Annotated in this window: 19 protein-coding genes; 15 read left to right on the top strand and 4 right to left on the bottom strand. The window is 63.9% G+C overall.

Annotated elements, in window-relative coordinates; genetic code table 11:
• The first annotated feature begins 120 nt into the window (after positions 1 to 120).
• On the top strand, positions 121 to 783 hold the full coding sequence (locus ACNHGR_RS12150; protein ID WP_475286399.1) for an OmpW/AlkL family protein: 663 nt from the start codon (positions 121 to 123) through the stop codon (positions 781 to 783).
• A gap of 48 nt (positions 784 to 831) precedes the next feature.
• On the opposite strand, the gene ACNHGR_RS12145 is transcribed toward ACNHGR_RS12150, so the two are convergent.
• Positions 832 to 1,179, bottom strand: coding sequence for a hypothetical protein (locus tag ACNHGR_RS12145; RefSeq protein ID WP_184267601.1), 348 nt, complete (start codon positions 1,177 to 1,179; stop codon positions 832 to 834).
• A gap of 106 nt (positions 1,180 to 1,285) precedes the next feature.
• On the opposite strand from ACNHGR_RS12145, the gene ACNHGR_RS12140 reads away from it, so the two are divergent.
• The 13 genes from ACNHGR_RS12140 to ccoS all read left to right on the top strand — a co-directional run bounded on the left by ACNHGR_RS12140 (position 1,286) and on the right by ccoS (position 13,285).
• Positions 1,286 to 2,098: a universal stress protein gene (locus ACNHGR_RS12140; protein WP_475286398.1), complete on the top strand. Its 813-nt coding sequence runs from the start codon at positions 1,286 to 1,288 to the stop codon at positions 2,096 to 2,098.
• A gap of 20 nt (positions 2,099 to 2,118) precedes the next feature.
• A complete protein-coding gene (locus tag ACNHGR_RS12135) occupies positions 2,119 to 3,273 on the top strand; it encodes a sensor histidine kinase (RefSeq protein ID WP_475286396.1) in 1,155 nt (384 codons plus the stop codon).
• A gap of 13 nt (positions 3,274 to 3,286) precedes the next feature.
• The gene (gene fixJ, locus ACNHGR_RS12130; protein ID WP_475286394.1) at positions 3,287 to 3,916 is read left to right on the top strand and encodes a response regulator FixJ; all 630 of its coding nucleotides are present in this window, start codon (positions 3,287 to 3,289) and stop codon (positions 3,914 to 3,916) included.
• Between the two features lie 87 nt (positions 3,917 to 4,003).
• Positions 4,004 to 4,279 carry a hypothetical protein gene (locus tag ACNHGR_RS12125; protein ID WP_475286392.1) on the top strand — a complete coding sequence of 92 codons (276 nt, stop codon included), beginning with the start codon at positions 4,004 to 4,006 and terminating at the stop codon, positions 4,277 to 4,279.
• A gap of 284 nt (positions 4,280 to 4,563) precedes the next feature.
• Positions 4,564 to 5,307 carry a Crp/Fnr family transcriptional regulator gene (locus ACNHGR_RS12120; protein WP_475286391.1) on the top strand — a complete coding sequence of 248 codons (744 nt, stop codon included), beginning with the start codon at positions 4,564 to 4,566 and terminating at the stop codon, positions 5,305 to 5,307.
• Between the two features lie 175 nt (positions 5,308 to 5,482).
• Positions 5,483 to 7,141, top strand: coding sequence for a cytochrome-c oxidase, cbb3-type subunit I (gene ccoN / locus ACNHGR_RS12115; RefSeq protein WP_475286389.1), 1,659 nt, complete (start codon positions 5,483 to 5,485; stop codon positions 7,139 to 7,141).
• Positions 7,142 to 7,164: 23 nt separating this feature from the next.
• Positions 7,165 to 7,911, top strand: a complete 747-nt coding sequence (ccoO, locus tag ACNHGR_RS12110) for a cytochrome-c oxidase, cbb3-type subunit II (RefSeq protein ID WP_475286388.1) — start codon at positions 7,165 to 7,167, stop codon at positions 7,909 to 7,911.
• A complete protein-coding gene (locus tag ACNHGR_RS12105) occupies positions 7,908 to 8,078 on the top strand; it encodes a cbb3-type cytochrome c oxidase subunit 3 (RefSeq protein ID WP_184267589.1) in 171 nt (56 codons plus the stop codon). Before ccoO ends, ACNHGR_RS12105 begins: the two co-directional genes overlap by 4 nt.
• Entirely contained in the window at positions 8,071 to 8,982 is a 912-nt protein-coding gene (ccoP, locus tag ACNHGR_RS12100) for a cytochrome-c oxidase, cbb3-type subunit III (protein ID WP_475286386.1), read from the top strand. The genes ACNHGR_RS12105 and ccoP overlap by 8 nt, the downstream gene beginning before the upstream one ends.
• A 144-nt stretch (positions 8,983 to 9,126) precedes the next feature.
• Positions 9,127 to 10,560, top strand: coding sequence for a cytochrome c oxidase accessory protein CcoG (ccoG, locus tag ACNHGR_RS12095; protein WP_475286384.1), 1,434 nt, complete (start codon positions 9,127 to 9,129; stop codon positions 10,558 to 10,560).
• Positions 10,561 to 10,563: 3 nt separating this feature from the next.
• Entirely contained in the window at positions 10,564 to 11,016 is a 453-nt protein-coding gene (locus tag ACNHGR_RS12090; RefSeq protein WP_475286382.1) for a FixH family protein, read from the top strand.
• Positions 11,016 to 13,142 (top strand): heavy metal translocating P-type ATPase, encoded by a 2,127-nt coding sequence (locus tag ACNHGR_RS12085; RefSeq protein ID WP_475286380.1) that lies wholly within the window; start codon positions 11,016 to 11,018, stop codon positions 13,140 to 13,142. The genes ACNHGR_RS12090 and ACNHGR_RS12085 overlap by 1 nt, the downstream gene beginning before the upstream one ends.
• Positions 13,139 to 13,285 (top strand): cbb3-type cytochrome oxidase assembly protein CcoS, encoded by a 147-nt coding sequence (ccoS, locus tag ACNHGR_RS12080; protein WP_184267579.1) that lies wholly within the window; start codon positions 13,139 to 13,141, stop codon positions 13,283 to 13,285. Before ACNHGR_RS12085 ends, ccoS begins: the two co-directional genes overlap by 4 nt.
• A 113-nt stretch (positions 13,286 to 13,398) precedes the next feature.
• On the opposite strand, the gene ACNHGR_RS12075 is transcribed toward ccoS, so the two are convergent.
• From ACNHGR_RS12075 to ACNHGR_RS12065, 3 genes are read right to left on the bottom strand one after another with little or no spacing between them, the layout of a single operon-like run.
• Positions 13,399 to 13,785, bottom strand: a complete 387-nt coding sequence (locus ACNHGR_RS12075; protein ID WP_475286378.1) for a response regulator — start codon at positions 13,783 to 13,785, stop codon at positions 13,399 to 13,401.
• Entirely contained in the window at positions 13,782 to 16,298 is a 2,517-nt protein-coding gene (locus ACNHGR_RS12070) for an ATP-binding protein (protein WP_475286376.1), read from the bottom strand. Before ACNHGR_RS12070 ends, ACNHGR_RS12075 begins: the two co-directional genes overlap by 4 nt.
• On the bottom strand, positions 16,295 to 16,951 hold the full coding sequence (locus tag ACNHGR_RS12065; protein WP_475286375.1) for a response regulator transcription factor: 657 nt from the start codon (positions 16,949 to 16,951) through the stop codon (positions 16,295 to 16,297). The genes ACNHGR_RS12070 and ACNHGR_RS12065 overlap by 4 nt, the downstream gene beginning before the upstream one ends.
• Before the next feature lie 183 nt (positions 16,952 to 17,134).
• Here ACNHGR_RS12065 and ACNHGR_RS12060 point away from each other — a divergent pair, with 183 nt between their 5' ends.
• Positions 17,135 to 17,434: a hypothetical protein gene (locus ACNHGR_RS12060; protein WP_475286373.1), complete on the top strand. Its 300-nt coding sequence runs from the start codon at positions 17,135 to 17,137 to the stop codon at positions 17,432 to 17,434.
• Positions 17,435 to 17,436 lie beyond the last annotated feature (2 nt).

Raw genomic sequence — 17,436 nt, 5'->3', positions numbered from 1 at the left:
CGCATGGGTGCGATTCCCATGCATTGCGCTTCGTCAAATTACATGTTGCGCCGGATCAATGCCGGGGCGTGTCGCCAGGCGCAAAGGGCAGTCACCAACCGGAAGGGAAGGAGACCCCTAATGAACAGGAAAGCCATTTTGCTGGGCGCCGCGGCCATCGTCGGCGCGCTCGCCACCCCGGCACAGGCGAAGCAGGGCGACGTGCTGGTCCGCGTGCGCGGCATCATGGTCGCGCCCAATGAAAAGAGCGGCAGCGTGCTACCCGGCTTCCCCGGGGAGAAGGTAAGCGTCGACAATGCGGTGACGCCCGAAGTCGATTTTACCTGGATGGCCAGCGACCATGTCGGTTTCGAACTGATCGCCGCGACCACCAAACATTCGGCCAGCGGCCGCACTGGCACTACCGGTTCGATCGGCAAGCTGGCCTCGACCTGGGTGCTGCCGCCGACGCTGACGGCGCAATATCATTTCCTGCCCGATGCGAAGATCCGTCCCTATGTGGGCGCAGGCGTCAACTACACGCTCTTCTACAATGAGGATGCGTCGAGCGGTCTGGAAGGCGCGGTCGGCAAGACCGGTGTGCATATGTCCGACAGCTTCGGCTGGGCGGCGCAGGCGGGTGTCGACATCGACCTCAACGACCGCATGTTCCTCAACATCGACGTCAAATATATCGATATCGACACCACCGCGCGCCTCTCCACCACGGCGGCGGGCGTGCAGAAGGTGCGCGTCAATCTCGACCCGCTGGTAGTAGGCGTGGGCGTCGGCTTCAAACTGTGAGGATTGGGGACGGTAGTCCAGTCGGACTGCCGCCCTGCATCTTGGCGTTCAGGCAGCGATCGCCTTCACCTCGAAGGGCAGGGTCTGCCCATCCGGCTCGATCAGCATGAGGTGACTGCCCGACCGGATCATCGTTGCTTCCATCCGGAACGATGGCTCATTGGCAGCATAGAATAGCGTCCACCCTTCCGCCGTGCGCAGCAGATGGCCATGCCGGTCCGGTTCGTTCGGCCAGAAGCGGCGCACGGTCGCATATTCGGGATGGTGGCGATATTCCTGTTCGTCGATCCGGCCGTCCGGGTCGATCGGCAATCGCATCACATAGCTGCGTGCGGCCGACCCGTTTGGGAAGGCCGGGGTGCGGGCAAGTTCCAGGCGTATCGTGGTCCACGTCATGTCGGTTTGAATCCCGTTTCAGTCCCGGAAATGCTATAAGGACTATCCCTGATGGTGATCGCGCGGGGGCAGGCATAATCGGGGCATGAACCGATGGAGATGCGCCATGAAGACGATCCTGCTGCATATTCATGATGACCATGGGGCCGACAGCCGGTTGCAGGTTGCCTGCGATCTGGCCCGCGCTGCGCGCGCCCATGTCCAATGCGTCCAGGTGACGCCGATGCCGGAGATGATCGCGGCCGGCGCACAGGACGGCATGGGCTACGCCCCCATGGTCGCAGCCGAACTCTACGCCATTGACGAGGCGTTCCGGACCCGCACCGAAACCCATTTCGCGCAGGAGGATGTCGCCTGGGACTGGCGGCAGATGGAGGGGGACAGCCTGCCCGGCCTGCTTTCCGCCGCAAAGCTGGCGGACCTCATCGTTGCCAGCCTGCCCGAAGGCGGGCGGAGCAGCCTGCGCGATCCGCTGCCGATCGTGCCGGATCTGCTACTGGGCGGGCGGACGCCGGTGTTGGCGGTGCCGGTCGCGGCAAAACGGATCGCCGTTACCGGTCGCGCCCTCGTCGCCTGGGATGGCAGCGCGGCCGCCGCCGCCGCCCTGCGCGCCGCCGTGCCCTTGCTCAAACTGGCTGAGGCGGTGGACGTGGTGACGGTTGAGGATGCCGACAGCGCCTTCCCCGCGACGGACGCGCCCGAATATCTCGCCCGCCACGGCATCAAGGCGCAATTGCACAGCTGGCCCCGCGCCGACCGACCGACCGAGATCGCATTGCGCGACGCGATCGCCAGCCTGCGCGCCGACTGGGTCGTCATGGGCGCCTTCGGGCATAGCCGCTGGCGTGAACTGATCTTCGGCGGCGTCACCCGCTCGCTGCTGCGCACCGCGCCCGTGCCGCTCTTGCTGGCGCACTGAAAGGACGGCATGATCCCCCGATGGCAGTAGCGGACGACGACACCGACGGATTGGGCTTGCGCGATCATAGTCTGGAACAGGCGCTGCTGGGGTCGATCCTGACCACCGTGCCCGATGCGCTGATCGTCATCGACATGCGCGGGGGCATCGTGTCCTTCAGCCCGGCGGCGCAGCGCATGTTCCAATATGCCGAAGGCGATGTGTTGGGGGAAAATATCTCCATGCTGATGCCCTCGCCCGATCGGGAGCGGCATGATGGCTATATCGACCATTATCTGACCACCGGCGAACGGCGGATCATCGGTATCGGCCGTCTGACCAGCGCGCGGCGGCGGGACGGGTCGACCTTTCCCATCGAATTGTCGGTGGGGGAGGTGGAAACGGCGGGCCGCCGCCTGTTCACCGGCTTCATCCGCGACCTTACCGAACGGCAGCAGGCCGAACGGCGCGTCGCCGATTTGCAGGCCGAACTGGCCCATGCCGGGCGCGTCACCGCCATGGGCACGCTGGCCGCCGCGCTGGCGCATGAACTGAACCAGCCGTTGACCGCCATCGCCAATTATATGGAGGCGGGGCGCGATCTGCTCGATGTGGAAGGGCCGGTCGACCGCGACATGCTGCGCGAGGCGATGGACGAAAGCGCGGGGCAGGCGTTGCGGGCCGGGGAAATTATCCGCTCGCTGCGCGAATTCATCAAGCGCGGCGAAGCCATGCGCCAGCCTGAAGCGCTGCGTGGCCTGCTGGCGGAAGGCGCGGCACTGGCCTTCATCGGCATCGACAGCCGGGGCATCGACATGGACGTCAGCATCGATCCCGCGATCGGCCGGGTGATGGTCAACCGCGTGCAGTTGCAGCAGGTCGTCATCAATCTGGTCAAGAATGCGGTGGAGGCAATGCAGGACCGGCCGGTCCGTATCCTGCGCGTCACCGCCGCACCCGCCGCCGACATGCCCGGCAAGGTGGAGGTGGTCGTCGCCGACAGCGGGCCGGGGCTGGACCCGGACATGTCACGCACGCTCTTCACCCCCTTTTCCACCACCAAGGCGCGGGGCATGGGCGTGGGCCTGTCGATCAGTCAGACCATTGTGGAGGGGCATGGCGGCCGCATCTGGGCCGCGCCTTCACCATGGGGCGGCACCGCCTTCCACTTCACCCTGGACATAGCAGAAGACTGAGCCGGAGACGCGCATGAGCGAGCCTTATCCCATTTATGTCGTCGATGATGACGACGCGATCCGCCGGTCGCTGTCCTTCATGCTGCGGACCAGTGGCTATGCGGTCCGCCTGTTCGATGGCGGCCACGCATTTCTGAAGGATGCGGCCGGGCTGGAGCCGGGCTGCGTGCTGCTCGACGTGCGCATGCCCGACATTGACGGCATGGCCGTGCAGCAGGAACTGCGCGCGCGTGGCATAATGCTGCCGGTCGTCATCATGACCGGCCATGGCGACATCGACATGGCGGTCGCCGCGATGAAGGCCGGCGCCAGCGACTTTATCGAAAAGCCGTTCGAGAAGGCGGCATTGATCGCCTGTATCGAGGCCGCCCACCGCCAGTCGATCGCCGCCCGCGGCACCAGCGCCCGCGCGCAGGAGGCGCAGGCGCGACTGAATATACTCACCGACCGCGAACGCGACGTGCTGAACGGGCTGGTCGAGGGGCTACCCAACAAGAGCATCGCCTATGATCTGGGCATCAGCCCAAGAACGGTCGAAATCCACCGCGCCAACCTGATGCAGAAACTGGAGGTAAAAAGCCTCGCCGAAGCCCTGCGCATTGCGTTTCATGCGGGTGAGGGTGTGGAGGCGACGGGCGGGTAGCGACCATTTGCGGACGTAACTCCGATTGATTTTTGATCCCATTAGCAGACATAATCTGCCAAAATATTTTACGCCCGGTGGAACAATATGAAATTTATTTTCACAGGATTAGCCACCCTGCTCTTGATCGCAATTACTGGCCTAGGCACCTTAATATGGCTTTCTTCTAAAGAGGGTGAAGATCGTTGCGAGAAAACCCTGATTGCGTCTCTCAATCATCCTAAAAGCTATGAGCGTGTCAGCATCAATGAAGATAATCGTGAAAGCGATGGTATCGAGGGATATCGGATTGATTTTGTAGAGGCAGTAAACAGTCGATCGAAAAAAAAGACGGAAAGTTATATGCAACTACATTCCAGATGATCGAGAGGCACATATCGTGAATATGTGAGCTAGAGCGGAACGTCCGCTTCCCACCCAAAGCTGCCATAGCCAACTCTGTCCTATCGTAGCGCTCCCTGCTATAAGCGCACCGGGTTAGTCCTTGCCGCTCTCGTAATAAAATTTCCAACATTTGTTCTGAAATGTCGCATTCAGCGGGAAATGTGCGAAGTTAAGCGCGCGATATCCTATTCTGCTCATCCCATCCCCACCGTTACGGACATTTACGGATAGGTCGCGGCCTGCGCGCCCGTCATGCAGCGGGCATGGATATGCGATTTGACATGGCGCAAAACGCCGCCCCTCCGCCCATGGCCCGCCCTTGTAGCGGCCAGTCCTGCGACGCCTGTGTGGTGCGCGACCACGCCATTTGCGCGGACCTCATTGACGGCGATCGGGATGCGCTGAGCCGCATCGGCCGGCGGGTCACGCTTCAGGCCGGGCAGACGGTGATGTGGGAAGGCGACGACAGCACCGTCGTTGCCAATGTGATCGAAGGGACGCTCAAGCTCGCCACCTCGACCGGCGACGGGCGTGAACAGATTGTCGGCGTGGTCTACGCCGCCGATTTCATCGGCCGCCCCTTTGGCGTGCGCACGCCGCACAGCGTGACTGCGCTTACCGACGCCCGGCTCTGCCTGTTTCCGCGCGGCGCCTTTGACGGCTTTGCGATGCGCCATGGTGAATTGCAGCATCGCCTGCTGCAACGGACGCTGGACGATCTCGACCGCACCCGCGACTGGATGCTGCTGCTCGGCCGCAAGACCGCGCGGGAGAAGGTCGCGACCTTCCTGCTCGACATGGGACGGCGGCTGCGCGCCGATGCGGACGGCATAATTGACCTGCCCCTGTCGCGCCAGCAGATCGCCGACATATTGGGCACCACCATCGAAACCGTCTCGCGCCAGATGACCGAGATGAAGCGCACGGGCGTGATCGACCTGGTCGGCCGGCGCGGCGTGCGGCTGGTGGACAGGCAAGCGCTGGAGGCTTTGGCCGAGGCGGGTTGAAACAAGATCCGTTCGGGCTTCGACTTCGCTCAGGGCGCACGGATGGGGACAGCCGGCCCAAAGGTCTACGCACTATCCCGTAAAGACCCGCAGCCCCACTTTTGACACTGGTCAAGGCATAAGCGCGGCGCCTGTCCGATGGAGCGCCGCAAAGACCTGATGCGGGGACAAGTCGATGGACAAATTGGTGATGCGGACGGGCGGCTGGTTCGCGCTGGCGCTGATCGCCTTTGCGGCGATGCTGGCGGCGCGGGACAGCGGCTTTGCCGTCCATATGGGGATAGTGAGCGCGACTGCGCTGGGGCTGGCCATCTATGCCATGCGCAGCGCCGATTATGCCGGCTTTGCGCGGGGGCTGGTGAAGATGCCCGCCGATCAGGGCAAATATTATGACGATGTGATCCGCTGGGGCGTGATCGCGACCGTCTTCTGGGGCCTCGCGGGGTTCCTCGCGGGCCTCTACATCGCCTTGCAGCTCGCCTTTCCCGCCCTCAATCTCGGCATTGAATATACCAGCTTCGGTCGCCTGCGCCCGCTGCACACATCGGCGGTGATCTTCGCCTTTGGCGGCAATGCGCTGCTCTCCACCAGCTTCTACGTCGTTCAGCGCACTTGCCGCGCCCGACTGTTCGCGCCGAAACTCGCCGATTTCGTCTTCTGGGGCTATCAGCTCTTCATCGTGCTGGCCGCGACCGGCTATCTGATGGGCATTACCGAGGGCAAGGAATATGCCGAGCCGGAATGGTATGTCGACCTGTGGCTGACGATCGTCTGGGTCTGCTACCTGATCGTGTTCGGCGGCACCGTCATCAAGCGGTCCGAGCCGCATATCTATGTGGCGAACTGGTTCTACCTCGCCTTCATCCTGACGATCGCGATGCTGCACATCGTCAACAACCTGTCGATGCCGGTCAGCCTGCTCGGTTCCAAAAGCTATAGCGCCTTTGCCGGCGTGCAGGATGCGCTGACGCAGTGGTGGTATGGCCATAATGCGGTGGGCTTTTTCCTGACCGCCGGCTTCCTGGCCATGATGTATTATTTCGTGCCCAAACAGGCGGAACGACCGGTCTACAGCTATCGCCTGTCGATCATCCACTTCTGGTCGCTGATCTTCCTGTATATCTGGGCGGGTCCGCACCACCTGCACTACACCGCCCTGCCCGACTGGGCGCAGACTCTGGGCATGGTCTTCTCGATCATGCTGTGGATGCCCAGCTGGGGCGGGATGATCAACGGCCTGATGACGCTCAATGGCGCATGGGACAAGATCCGTACCGATCCGATCATCCGCATGATGGTGATGGCGCTGGCCTTTTACGGCATGTCCACCTTCGAAGGACCGGTCATGTCGGTGAAGGCGGTCAACAGCCTGTCCCACTATACCGACTGGACGATCGGCCATGTGCATAGCGGCGCGCTTGGCTGGAACGGGCTCATCACCTTCGCCTGCCTCTATTATCTGACGCCGCGCCTGTGGAAGCGGGAACGGCTCTACAGCCTGCGCCTCGTCAACTGGCACTTCTGGCTCGCGACGCTGGGGATCGTCCTCTACGCCGCCGCCATGTGGGTCGCGGGCATCATGCAGGGGCTGATGTGGCGCGAATACGGAGCCGACGGCTACCTCGTCTACAGCTTCTCCGAAGTCGTGAGCGCGATGCTGCCCATGTATCTGATCCGCGCGGCAGGCGGGCTGATGTATCTGGCGGGTGCGATCATCATGGCCTGGAACATCGGCATGACCATCGCGGGCAAGCCGCTGCGCGACGAAAAGCCGATGCGCGATGCCGTTTATGACGCGGGCGCGGACAAGCCGCTGACGCCCGCCACGATCTGACCCTCAGTTCGAGGACAAAGACAATGACAAGCAAACCAAAGGGTAGGTTTTTCGACCATGGCCGGCTGGAGCGAAACATCTCGCTGCTCGGCATTTGCGCACTGGTCACCGTCGCCATCGGCGGCATCGTGGAAATCGCGCCGCTCTTCTGGATCGATAACACGATCGAGAAGGTGGAAGGGATGCGCCCCTATACCCCGCTCGAACTGGCTGGCCGGAACATCTATATTCGCGAAGGCTGCTACAACTGCCACAGCCAGATGATCCGCCCCTTCCGCGACGAAACGGAACGCTATGGCCATTACAGCCTGGCGGCGGAAAGCATGTATGACCATCCATTCCAATGGGGGTCGAAGCGGACCGGGCCGGACCTCGCCCGCGTGGGCGGCCGCTATTCGGACGAATGGCATGTCCAGCATCTCAAAGACCCGCGCGCCGTGGTGCCGGAATCGATCATGCCGACCTATCCCTTCCTCGCCGAGCGGGAGTTGAAGGCCGGGGACATGCGCGACGACCTGACCGCGCTGACGCGGGTCGGCGTGCCTTACAGCAAGGAAGATGTGGCCAAGGCCAATGACGACCTGAAGGCGCAGGCCGATCCCAATGCCGACGCCGCCGACCTGCTCAAACGCTATCCCAAGGCGCAGCAGCGCGACTTCGACGGCAATCCGGCCAAGCTGACCGAGATGGATGCGCTGGTCGCCTATCTCCAGATGATCGGCACGCTGGTCGATGTGGATGCCGCGAAACCCCAGGAGGAACCGCGATGACTTACGACGCGCTTCGCCATTTCGCCGACAGCTGGGGGCTGGTCTTCATGGGTGTGAGCTATCTTGTCCTTGTCGGCTGGCACTTCCTGCCGCGCGGACGTCGGCACAGCCGCGACGCCGCCACGATGATCTTCAGCGATACAGAGACGGAGGCCGACAATGGCTGACGGACAGGACAAGAAAATCGACGCTGCCACCGGCACCGAACTCAAGGGCCATGAGTGGGACGGCATCGCAGAACTGGATACGCCGCTGCCGCGCTGGTGGCTGTGGACCTTCTACGCGACGATCCTTTTCGCGATCGGCTATGTGATCGCCTATCCGGCGATTCCGATGCTGCATGATTATACGCGGGGCGTGCTGGGCTGGTCGAGCCGCGGCGCGCTGGAGAAGGAACTGGCGTCACGCGAGGCGCAGGTCGCCCCGTTGCGCCGGGCGATCGCCGACACCGCCATCACCGACCTGCCCGGCAAGCCGCAGCTGATGCAGGCAGCGGTCGAAGGCGGGCGAGCTGCGTTCAAGGTTCATTGCGTCCAGTGTCATGGCTCTGGCGCGGCTGGCGCGAAGGGCTATCCCAACCTCAACGATGACGACTGGCTGTGGGGCGGCGATCTGGCGACGATCGAGAAGACGATCACCGACGGCGTGCGCAACCCCAACCATGATGCGACCCGTATGTCGATGATGCCTGCCTTCGGCCGCGACCAGTTGCTGACCGCGGCGCAGATCAACGATGTGGTCGCCCATGTCCGCGTCATCAGCCGGCAGGATAAAGCCAGCGCCGCGTCGCAGCGCGGGGCGAAGGTCTTCGCCGATAATTGCGCGGTCTGCCACGGTCCGAACGGCAAGGGGACACGGGCGCTGGGCGCACCCAATCTGACCGACGGCATCTGGCTCTATGGCGGCGATGCGGCGACGATCCGTGAAACCGTATGGAACAGCCGTCAGGGCGTGATGCCGCGCTGGGACGACAAGTTGGACAAGGCGACCATCCGGATGCTGGCGACTTATGTCCACAGCCTTGGCGGGGGCGAAGCTATGCCAGTGGAAGCGGGTAATGCGGCGCAGTGAGGCATTCCTCCCCGGCACGGGTAGGGGGACCGCCGTGAAGCGGTGGTGGAGGGGGGATGCCCCCAGACGCCACGGTTGCGTCAGGGTGCCCGCCCCCTCCGTCAGCGCTGCGCGCTGCCACCTCCCCGTGCCGGGGAGGAGAGGATGCTGATGCCGACCGGGTCCAGCGACCTCTATGAAAAGCGCAAGGGCGTCTATCCCAAGGCGGTCGATGGCTTCTATCGTCGCCTGAAATGGGCGATCATGGCGGTGACGCTGGCAATCTACTGGGGCACGCCTTGGCTGCGCTGGGATCGTGGGCCCTATGCCCCCGATCAGGCGGTGCTTGTCGATCTGGCGCATCGACGTTTCTATATGTTCGCGATCGAAATCTGGCCGCATGAATTCTATTATGTCGCTGGCCTGCTCATCATGGCGGGGATCGGGCTGTTTCTGGTGACGTCGGTGGTGGGCCGGGCCTGGTGCGGCTACGCCTGCCCGCAGACGGTGTGGACCGACCTCTACCAGCATGTCGAACGCTTCATCGACGGCGACCGCAATGCGCAGATCAGGCTGGCCAAGGCCCCTTGGGGCGTCGCGAAACTGACCCGTCGGCTGGCCAAATGGACTGTCTGGCTGGTCATCGCCTTCGCCACGGGCGGGGCATGGATTTTCTACTTCGCCGATGCGCCCAAACTCAGCCATGATTTCTGGGCGGGCAGTGCCTCACCGGTCGCCTATGGCACCGTGGCCTTGCTGACCGCGACGACCTTCGTGCTGGGCGGATTCATGCGGGAGCAGGTGTGCATCTATATGTGCCCCTGGCCGCGCATCCAGACGGCGATGCTGGACGAAAAGTCGCTGGTCGTCACCTACAAGGACTGGCGCGGAGAACAGCGCGGCAGCGTGAAGAAGGCGCAGGCCAATCCCGATCTGTTCGGCGACTGTATCGATTGCAACCAGTGCGTCGCGGTCTGTCCCACCGGCATCGATATTCGTGACGGGGCGCAGATCGGCTGCATAACCTGCGCGCTGTGCATCGACGCCTGCGACAAGGTGATGGCGCAGGTCGGGCGGCCACGCGGCCTGATAGACTATTGCACGCAGGAGGATGCGGAGGCGGAACAGAAGGGGGCGCCGGCCAAGCCTGTTCTCAAGACGCTGCTGCGCCCCCGCACCCTGGCCTATGCGGCGGTGTGGCTGTCGATCGGCGCGGCGATGCTGTTCGCGCTGGGTGCCCGTACCCGGATCGACATCGCCGCGCAGCAGGATCGCAACCCCATCTTCGTGCGCCTGTCCGATGGAGCGATCCGCAACGCCTACATGGTCAAGGTCCGCAACATGGAGGCACGGCCGCGCCCGGTGACGGTTGCTGTCGAGGGGCTGCCCGGCGCGAAGCTGTGGACCGACGTCATGCCGCGCGAGCAGGCCGCAACGATCGTCACCGCCACCATTCCCGCCGACAGCGTGGCCAAGCTGCGCATATTCGTCGCCGCTCCGGCCGTGGGCGCCACACGGCAGGACTTTGCCTTCACCGTCAGCGCCACCGATCGCGAAGGCGGCGGCGACAGCGAACCCGCCCGTTTCGAAAGGCCCTGAGACATGATCCGACGCTTCACCGGCTGGCACATGACCGGCATCCTTGTCTTCTTCTTCGCGGTGGTGATTTCCGTCAATGTGCTGATGGCAACCGTCGCCATCCGCTCCTTCGGCGGCACGGTAGTCGACAACAGCTATGTCGAGAGTCAGAAGTTCAACCGCTATCTGGCGGAGGCACGGGCGCAGGATCGCCTCGGCTGGAAGGATAATGTGGCGCTGGACGGCGCACGTCATGTAACGCTCTCGCTGGCCGACGGCGCGGGCGCACCGATCCGTCAGGCGCGCATTGCGGCCATCGCAGAACATCCGCTGGGCCGCGCGCCCGACATCGCCATCACCTTCCACGAAATCGCGCCAGGCCATTATGTCGGCAGCCGCGCCCTGCCCGTCGGACGCTGGCAGGTGCGGGCCGATATCAACAATGGTGCACAGCATCTGTTGCGGGAGGTCTTCTGATGGCGACTCAGCCTGTTTTTGCCGAAGCCCCGGCCTCCGACAGCATCGAAAGCCTGTTCGCTGTCCCCGCGCTGCATTGCGCTGGTTGTATTGCGAAGATCGAAAACGGCCTTGCCAGGGTGCCGGGGGTCGTGTCCGCACGAGTCAACATGACGGCCAAGCGTGTTGCTATCCGCCATGATCCGATGCTGGCCCCGCCCACGATCAAGGCTGCGATCGCTGCGATCGGTTTCGATGCCGAGCCATTGGCCGATCCCGGCTTCGATGTCGCGGCGGCGGAAAACCGGGCGCTGATCCGGGCACTGGCGGTCGCGGGCTTCGCCGCTATGAACATCATGCTGCTGTCAGTGTCGATCTGGTCCGGCGCGGACGGGGCGACGCGGCAAATGTTCCATTGGCTTTCCGCTCTCATCGCGCTGCCGACCGTGGCCTATGCCGGCCAGCCCTTTTTCCGGTCCGCCTGGGCGGCAGTACGGCAGGGCCGCACCAATATGGACGTGCCGATCAGCATCGGGGTGCTGCTGACGACTGGCATGAGCCTCTATGAAACGCTGACCGGCGGTCATCATGCCTGGTTCGATGGGGCGGTGATGCTGCTCTTCTTCCTGCTGGCCGGACGCTGCCTGGACAGCATGATGCGGGTCCGGGCACGCGCCGGGGTGGCGGCGCTGCTCAAGCAGAGCGCGCCGGGCGCACTGGTGCTGGAAGCAGGCGGGCGCAGCCGCTGGGTAAAGTCCGACGTGCTGCGGCCGGGAATGGAGATGCTGGTTGCGGCAGGGGAACGGCTGGCAGCGGACGGGCGCGTGGTTGCAGGGACGAGCGGTCTGGACATCGCCTTCCTTACTGGGGAAAGCGCGCCGGTCCGGGTCGTTCCGGGCGACATGGCACAGGCCGGCGCGCTCAATATGGACGGGCCGCTCACCGTTGCGGTGACGGCGGCGGGTGCGGAAACCGTTATTGCCGACATCGCCCGGCTGATGGAGGAGGCCGGGCAGGGCAAGTCGCGCTATGTGCGGCTCGCCGACCGGGCGGCGCGCCTCTATGCGCCCTGTGTGCATCTGCTGGCGGCCCTGTCCTTCGCCGGATGGATGATCGCGGGGGCGGGCGTGCATCAGGCGCTGCTGATCGCAGTGGCGGTATTGCTCATCACCTGCCCTTGTGCGCTGGGGCTGGCGGTGCCGGCCGCGCAGGTTGTGGCCTGTGGCGCGCTGATGCGGCGCGGCGTGCTGGTAAAGGACGGTTCTGCGCTGGAGCGGCTGGCTGAAGTGGATGAGGTCGTGTTCGACAAGACCGGCACGCTGACGCTGGGTCGTCCGGTGCCCCGCGATCTTGACCGGCTGGACGCGGCGGACCAAGCGATCCTGCTCGCGCTCGCCCGCGCCAGCCGCCATCCGCTCAGCAACGCCCTGCGGCAGGCGCTGGACGGGGTCGAGGCCGCCGCGATCGATGATGTGCGCGAGGTGGCGGGAGAGGGTGTATTCGCCCACTATCGCGGAGAAGCTGTGGCGCTGGCCCGGCCGCGCAGCCTCATCAACCTGTTCGGTCTCGCCAGCGAATATCGGCGCGGCGATCATGCGATGCTGCTGCGTTTTGCCGATGCGCTGCGGCCCGATGCGATTGCGGTGATCGATAGCCTGCGGCGCGACGGGTTGACGGCACTGATTGCCAGTGGCGACCGGCCCGAAGCGCTGGAGGAAGTCGCACGTGCCACCGGCACCACGGCGATCGGCCATTTGCGCCCCGCGGACAAGCTGGCGCTGATCGAGCGGCTGAAACGGCGCGGGCAAAAGATATTGATGGTCGGCGACGGACTCAATGATGGGCCGGCGCTGGCGGCGGGCCATGCCAGCATGGCGCCTGCATCGGCGAGCGATGCGAGCCAATTGACCGCCGACATCGTGTTCCTGGGCGACCGGCTGGCCCCCGTTGCCGTCACCCTGCGCGCGGCGCGGCGGACGGTGCGGGTAGTGAAGCAGAATTTCGGCCTCGCCATCGGCTATAATGTGCTGGCGGTGCCGCTGGCGATCGCAGGACAGGTGACGCCGCTGGTGGCGGCCGTCGCCATGTCGCTATCCTCGCTGATTGTCGTCGCCAACGCCCTGCGACTGAATGGAAGCGCGCAATGACCGGCCTTGTCCTCCTCATCCCCATAGCCCTGCTGTGCGGGTTGGTGGCGCTGACCGCCTTCTTCCTGGCGCTTCGCAGCGGGCAATTCGATGATCTGGACGGGGCGGCCATGCGCATGCTGTCCGACGGCGAAGAGGATTGATTGGACGGAACCCATGCCATCGGCCTGGGTCTTGGCTTTTGCGAGACGGGGCAGTGCCGTGCCGATCGGGTCAATGGCAACGCAACGCAGCAAGGTGCCGGTTAGCGCGTAAATCAGCCCATCAATGCCCGGACACTGGCTGCCAGCGTCAGCGGGTTGAAGGGTTTCAATATCACCCCCTTGGCGCCCGCATCATAATAGCTTTGCACGTCCGCTTCGCGCGCGCGGGCCGTGACGAAGACGAAGGGCTTGTCGGCAAAGCCGGGCAGGTCGCGCAATTCGACCATCAACGCGGGGCCATCCATGCGCGGCATCATCACGTCCAGCATGATCAGGTCCGGCCGCCAGTCGTCCGTCCTGGCCGCATGCAGCGCGTCGGCGCCGTCCGCGCAAAGACGCAGTTCGATTCCGGGATCAAGGGCGAGCGACAATTTGACGATATGGCGAATATCCTTGTCGTCATCGACATAGAGGACGCGCAATTTGCCGTCGTCGCTCATGCCCCGTCTTCTCCCCCATTTTTGGCATGCCGGGTCGCAACCACGCGGCGTACCGTCGCCTTGAGATCGGGTAGCGACGTACGCGACTTCACCAATATCGCGTCGATCTGGCCGGAGATTTCCGTGTCGATATCATGCGCCGAATAGATGATGGTCGGAATGGCTACACCTTTTTCGTCCACCAGGTCGGGCAGCAGGTCGAGGCCCAGTCCCTTTTCCAGATGTACATCCAATATCGCCAGATGCGGCGTTTCCACCCGCAACAGCGCGCGCGCCTCGTCCAGCGTCGTGGCCTTGAGGATATAGGCGATGCCCTTGAGCGCCGAGGCCGTGATTTCCAGCGTGTCCTGATCGTCGTCCAAATGCAGGACGGTCGGCCGGTCGATGCCCGAATGGCGGAAGGACGCGGCAATTGCGGTCTTGAGCCGGCTGGGGTCGATCGGCTTGTCGATCCAGTCGACCAGATCGAGCGAAAGCGGCGCGGTGCTATCCCCGGTCAGGGCAGACACCATCAGGATCGACAATTCCTGCGGTCCCTCCACGCGCCGGACTTCGCGCGCGAAATGGAAGGAATCGGCGTCGTCGAGCGCCATGTCGAGCAGCAGCAGATGATATCCGCTGGCTGCGATAGCCTCCCGAGCCGCGCGGGCGCTGGTGACGACGCGGCAGGCATAGCCTTCTTCCGACAATTGCGACTGAAGCTGTCGGGCAATGGCGGGATTGCTTTCGCAGATCAGGATGCTGGCGATGTCGGCCCGATCGTCCAGCCGATCGCGGGGGATCGACACGGGCAGCATGACTGGCAGCGAGAAGGCGAAGCGGGTACCGCCGCTGGCCCGATCCTCGAACCAGAGTTCGCCGCCATGCTGGCTGACGATTTCGCGTGCTATGGCAAGGCCAAGGCCGGTACCGGGCGACGCCTCGTCATTGGTGGCCCGCTCGAAGCGGCCAAAGATGCGCGATCGAAATTCTTTGGGGATGCCCGGCCCGTGATCGTCCACATATACGGTCGCGCGGCGGCCATCGGCGCTACGGCGCAGGCCGACGGTCACGCGACTGCCTTCCGGCGCTGCCTTGACCGCATTGGACATGAGGTTGGTGAGAACCTGCAACAGCCGTTCCTCGTCACCCTGGATCATCAGATGCTCATCCGGCAGGGTGCAGTCCAGGATGGCACCCGCGGCGCGAAGCAGGCTGCTATTATCCTCGCAGGCGCGCTGGATCACATGATAGAGATCGGTCGGCGCCAGCGTCATCCGCAGCTTCCCCGAATCGATCCGGTCGATGTCGAGCATGTCGTTGATAAGGCGGATCAGCCGCTGGGCATTATTTTCGGCAATGGTGACCAGGCTTGCCGGCTCGCCCTCCAGCCTGTTGCCGACATCCAGCCGCAGCAGCGCGAGCGCACCGACGATCGAGGTGAGCGGGGTACGCAATTCATGGCTGACGGTCGATATCAGGTCGTCCTTCAGCCGCTCGATCCGCTTGCGCTGGACGATGTCGCGCAGGGACATGACGATATGGTCGCCGTCCGGCAACGGCATCACGCCGAGCGCGATGTCGACCGGCAGCAGGCGGCCGCTTTCGTGCCGCACCTGCCGGTCGGTCCAGTAGGGCATCCTTAATTCGCCATCGACCAGACCGATGCGGTCAAGGAAGCTGCCGACGCCGGGCGCGATGTCGGAAATGACATCGAAATCGCGTCGCATCAGCTCTGCCGGGACATAGCCCAGCATTTTTGACGCGGCCTTGTTGATCGTTTCGATCGTGCCGCTGGGATTGATGATGATGATCGGGTCGATCGTGCTGTCCAGGATCGTCTCGTTGCGCTGTGCGGCGGCATAGCCCCGCAGTTCGATCTGATATTGGGACAGGCGCTGCCGCCAGAGGCCGAGTAGCGCAATGGCGAGCGACAGGCTGCTGATCGCGACCAGAATCCACATTACACGCTGAAGTGTTTCGGTCCGGCTGCGATAGGCGACGACACGGGCACTGCCTATCTGCTGTTCGTCCCGGATCACCATGTCCAGTTGATGTTGCAGGCGCGCCATCAGCCTTTTGCCCTCACCGTCGGCAACGCGCTGGCGTGCGGCTTCCGGTCCCCGTGTGCCGTAAAGGCGCAGCACCTCGTCCATCTCGGCGATCTTGGCCTGGGCCAATCGATGCAGGCTGTTGAAGCCGGTCCTTTGCGCCGGCACGTCGCGATAGAGCGCGTCAGCGCTGGCGAAGGCGCGGGCAATGCTGGCATGCCATTCGCCGTAGCGGGTGGCGAATTCCGGATCATGGGTGATGACATAGCCGCGTTGGCTGGATTCGGCGGCGCGCAGTTGCGACAACATGTCGATCAGCAGCACCCGCCGCTCAAAGCTCTTGTCGGCATCTTCGCGCAGTCCGTTCCAGCGGCCATATTCGCCACCCAGCCAGAAGAGCAGGGCGGCGAGGCCCATCGGCACGAACAGAGCAAGCAGGAGGAAGGGGAGGGCGCGAGGCGGGCGGGGCGGTGCGCCGGTCATGCCGGGCGCGCCGCCGCTACATCACCCAGAAGAGGCTGCACCGCCAACAGGGCCTGCGCTCTATTGCTGACGTCCAGCTTGCGGAAAATGGCGGTCAGATGGGCCTTCACCGTCGCTTCGGACACGTCGAGATCGGCGGCGATCTGCTTATTCAGCCGCCCGTCCGACAGCGCGATCAGGACGCGCAACTGCGCGCCGGACAGGGTCGCGATGCGATCGCGCAGCGTGCCTGGGTCGCCGGCTGTTCCTGCGGGTGGAAAGCTGGTCTGCCCCTCTGCCAGTCTTTTGATGTCACGGGCGAGATCGTCGAATGGCCGGGTCTTGTAGAGGAAGCCGGCTGCGCCCAATGCGCGCGCGCTTTCGCCCAATGTAGGATTTTCATGGGCGGAGATCATGGCGATCGGCACGCGGCCCGCCTCATGCTGCAGCTGTAGGAAACCGGAAAAGCCGCGTGCGTCGGGCAGGACGAAATCCAGCAGGATCAGACGATATTTACTATGGCGCGAAAGGGCATCCAGCGCTTCGCCGATCGTACCGGCGGTATCGATGGTAATGCCGGGCATGACCGCGCGCGCGGCCAGCGCCAGACCTTCGCGAATCAAAGGATGATCGTCCGCGATCAACACGCGGCCGCCAGCTATGGTTTCCGCCATCCTCCTGCCCTGTGATTATCCATCCTGATCGGAATGGGTTAGTGATGCTGCATCGGATTGTGAGGGTAATGCACCTATGTATCAATCGCAAAATACATTGGCTGTCATCTTTATTCCCGCCGTCGGAATATTCCGGCATGTTCGGGGCGGGCTGTAGATTGTTGGACTGGACTTGCGATCATCATGCAGGGCGATGAGGATCTGGCGCTGACAGCGGGCTTGGCCCGCATTGCGACGCTGCTGGGGCGCGATGGATTGCGGCCCGTGGTGGAGGGATTGCAGGCCGAATTACGGCAGGCGCTGGACCGCCCGGAGGAAGCTGACGCGCACCGGATTGCCGGACTGGCCGGGACATTGGGCTTTGCCGATGTCAGCTGTCGCTGGCAGGCGGTGGATCAGGGCGGCGCTGATGTTGCGGCGGCGCTGCATGTCAGCCGGATCGCGCTGGTGGCGATCGACGGCTGGCTGTGTGCGGAGGGGTAGAG

This window comes from Sphingobium sp. RS1 (assembly GCF_056156825.1).
The sequence above is the reverse complement of the archived record's forward strand: the minus strand, read 5'-3'. Positions and strand labels throughout refer to the sequence as shown.

Excerpts from the sequence above, each read along its gene's own strand:
- ACNHGR_RS12150 (WP_475286399.1), top strand. The coding sequence starts at position 121 with ATGAACAGGAAAGCCATTTTGCTGGGCGCCGCGGCCATCGTCGGCGCG.
- ACNHGR_RS12145 (WP_184267601.1), bottom strand. The coding sequence starts at position 1,179 with ATGACGTGGACCACGATACGCCTGGAACTTGCCCGCACCCCGGCCTTC.
- ACNHGR_RS12140 (WP_475286398.1), top strand. The coding sequence starts at position 1,286 with ATGAAGACGATCCTGCTGCATATTCATGATGACCATGGGGCCGACAGC.
- ACNHGR_RS12135 (WP_475286396.1), top strand. The coding sequence starts at position 2,119 with ATGGCAGTAGCGGACGACGACACCGACGGATTGGGCTTGCGCGATCAT.
- fixJ (WP_475286394.1), top strand. The coding sequence starts at position 3,287 with ATGAGCGAGCCTTATCCCATTTATGTCGTCGATGATGACGACGCGATC.
- ACNHGR_RS12125 (WP_475286392.1), top strand. The coding sequence starts at position 4,004 with ATGAAATTTATTTTCACAGGATTAGCCACCCTGCTCTTGATCGCAATT.
- ACNHGR_RS12120 (WP_475286391.1), top strand. The coding sequence starts at position 4,564 with ATGGATATGCGATTTGACATGGCGCAAAACGCCGCCCCTCCGCCCATG.
- ccoN (WP_475286389.1), top strand. The coding sequence starts at position 5,483 with ATGGACAAATTGGTGATGCGGACGGGCGGCTGGTTCGCGCTGGCGCTG.
- ccoO (WP_475286388.1), top strand. The coding sequence starts at position 7,165 with ATGACAAGCAAACCAAAGGGTAGGTTTTTCGACCATGGCCGGCTGGAG.
- ACNHGR_RS12105 (WP_184267589.1), top strand. The coding sequence starts at position 7,908 with ATGACTTACGACGCGCTTCGCCATTTCGCCGACAGCTGGGGGCTGGTC.
- ccoP (WP_475286386.1), top strand. The coding sequence starts at position 8,071 with ATGGCTGACGGACAGGACAAGAAAATCGACGCTGCCACCGGCACCGAA.
- ccoG (WP_475286384.1), top strand. The coding sequence starts at position 9,127 with ATGCTGATGCCGACCGGGTCCAGCGACCTCTATGAAAAGCGCAAGGGC.
- ACNHGR_RS12090 (WP_475286382.1), top strand. The coding sequence starts at position 10,564 with ATGATCCGACGCTTCACCGGCTGGCACATGACCGGCATCCTTGTCTTC.
- ACNHGR_RS12085 (WP_475286380.1), top strand. The coding sequence starts at position 11,016 with ATGGCGACTCAGCCTGTTTTTGCCGAAGCCCCGGCCTCCGACAGCATC.
- ccoS (WP_184267579.1), top strand. The coding sequence starts at position 13,139 with ATGACCGGCCTTGTCCTCCTCATCCCCATAGCCCTGCTGTGCGGGTTG.
- ACNHGR_RS12075 (WP_475286378.1), bottom strand. The coding sequence starts at position 13,785 with ATGAGCGACGACGGCAAATTGCGCGTCCTCTATGTCGATGACGACAAG.
- ACNHGR_RS12070 (WP_475286376.1), bottom strand. The coding sequence starts at position 16,298 with ATGACCGGCGCACCGCCCCGCCCGCCTCGCGCCCTCCCCTTCCTCCTG.
- ACNHGR_RS12065 (WP_475286375.1), bottom strand. The coding sequence starts at position 16,951 with ATGGCGGAAACCATAGCTGGCGGCCGCGTGTTGATCGCGGACGATCAT.
- ACNHGR_RS12060 (WP_475286373.1), top strand. The coding sequence starts at position 17,135 with ATGCAGGGCGATGAGGATCTGGCGCTGACAGCGGGCTTGGCCCGCATT.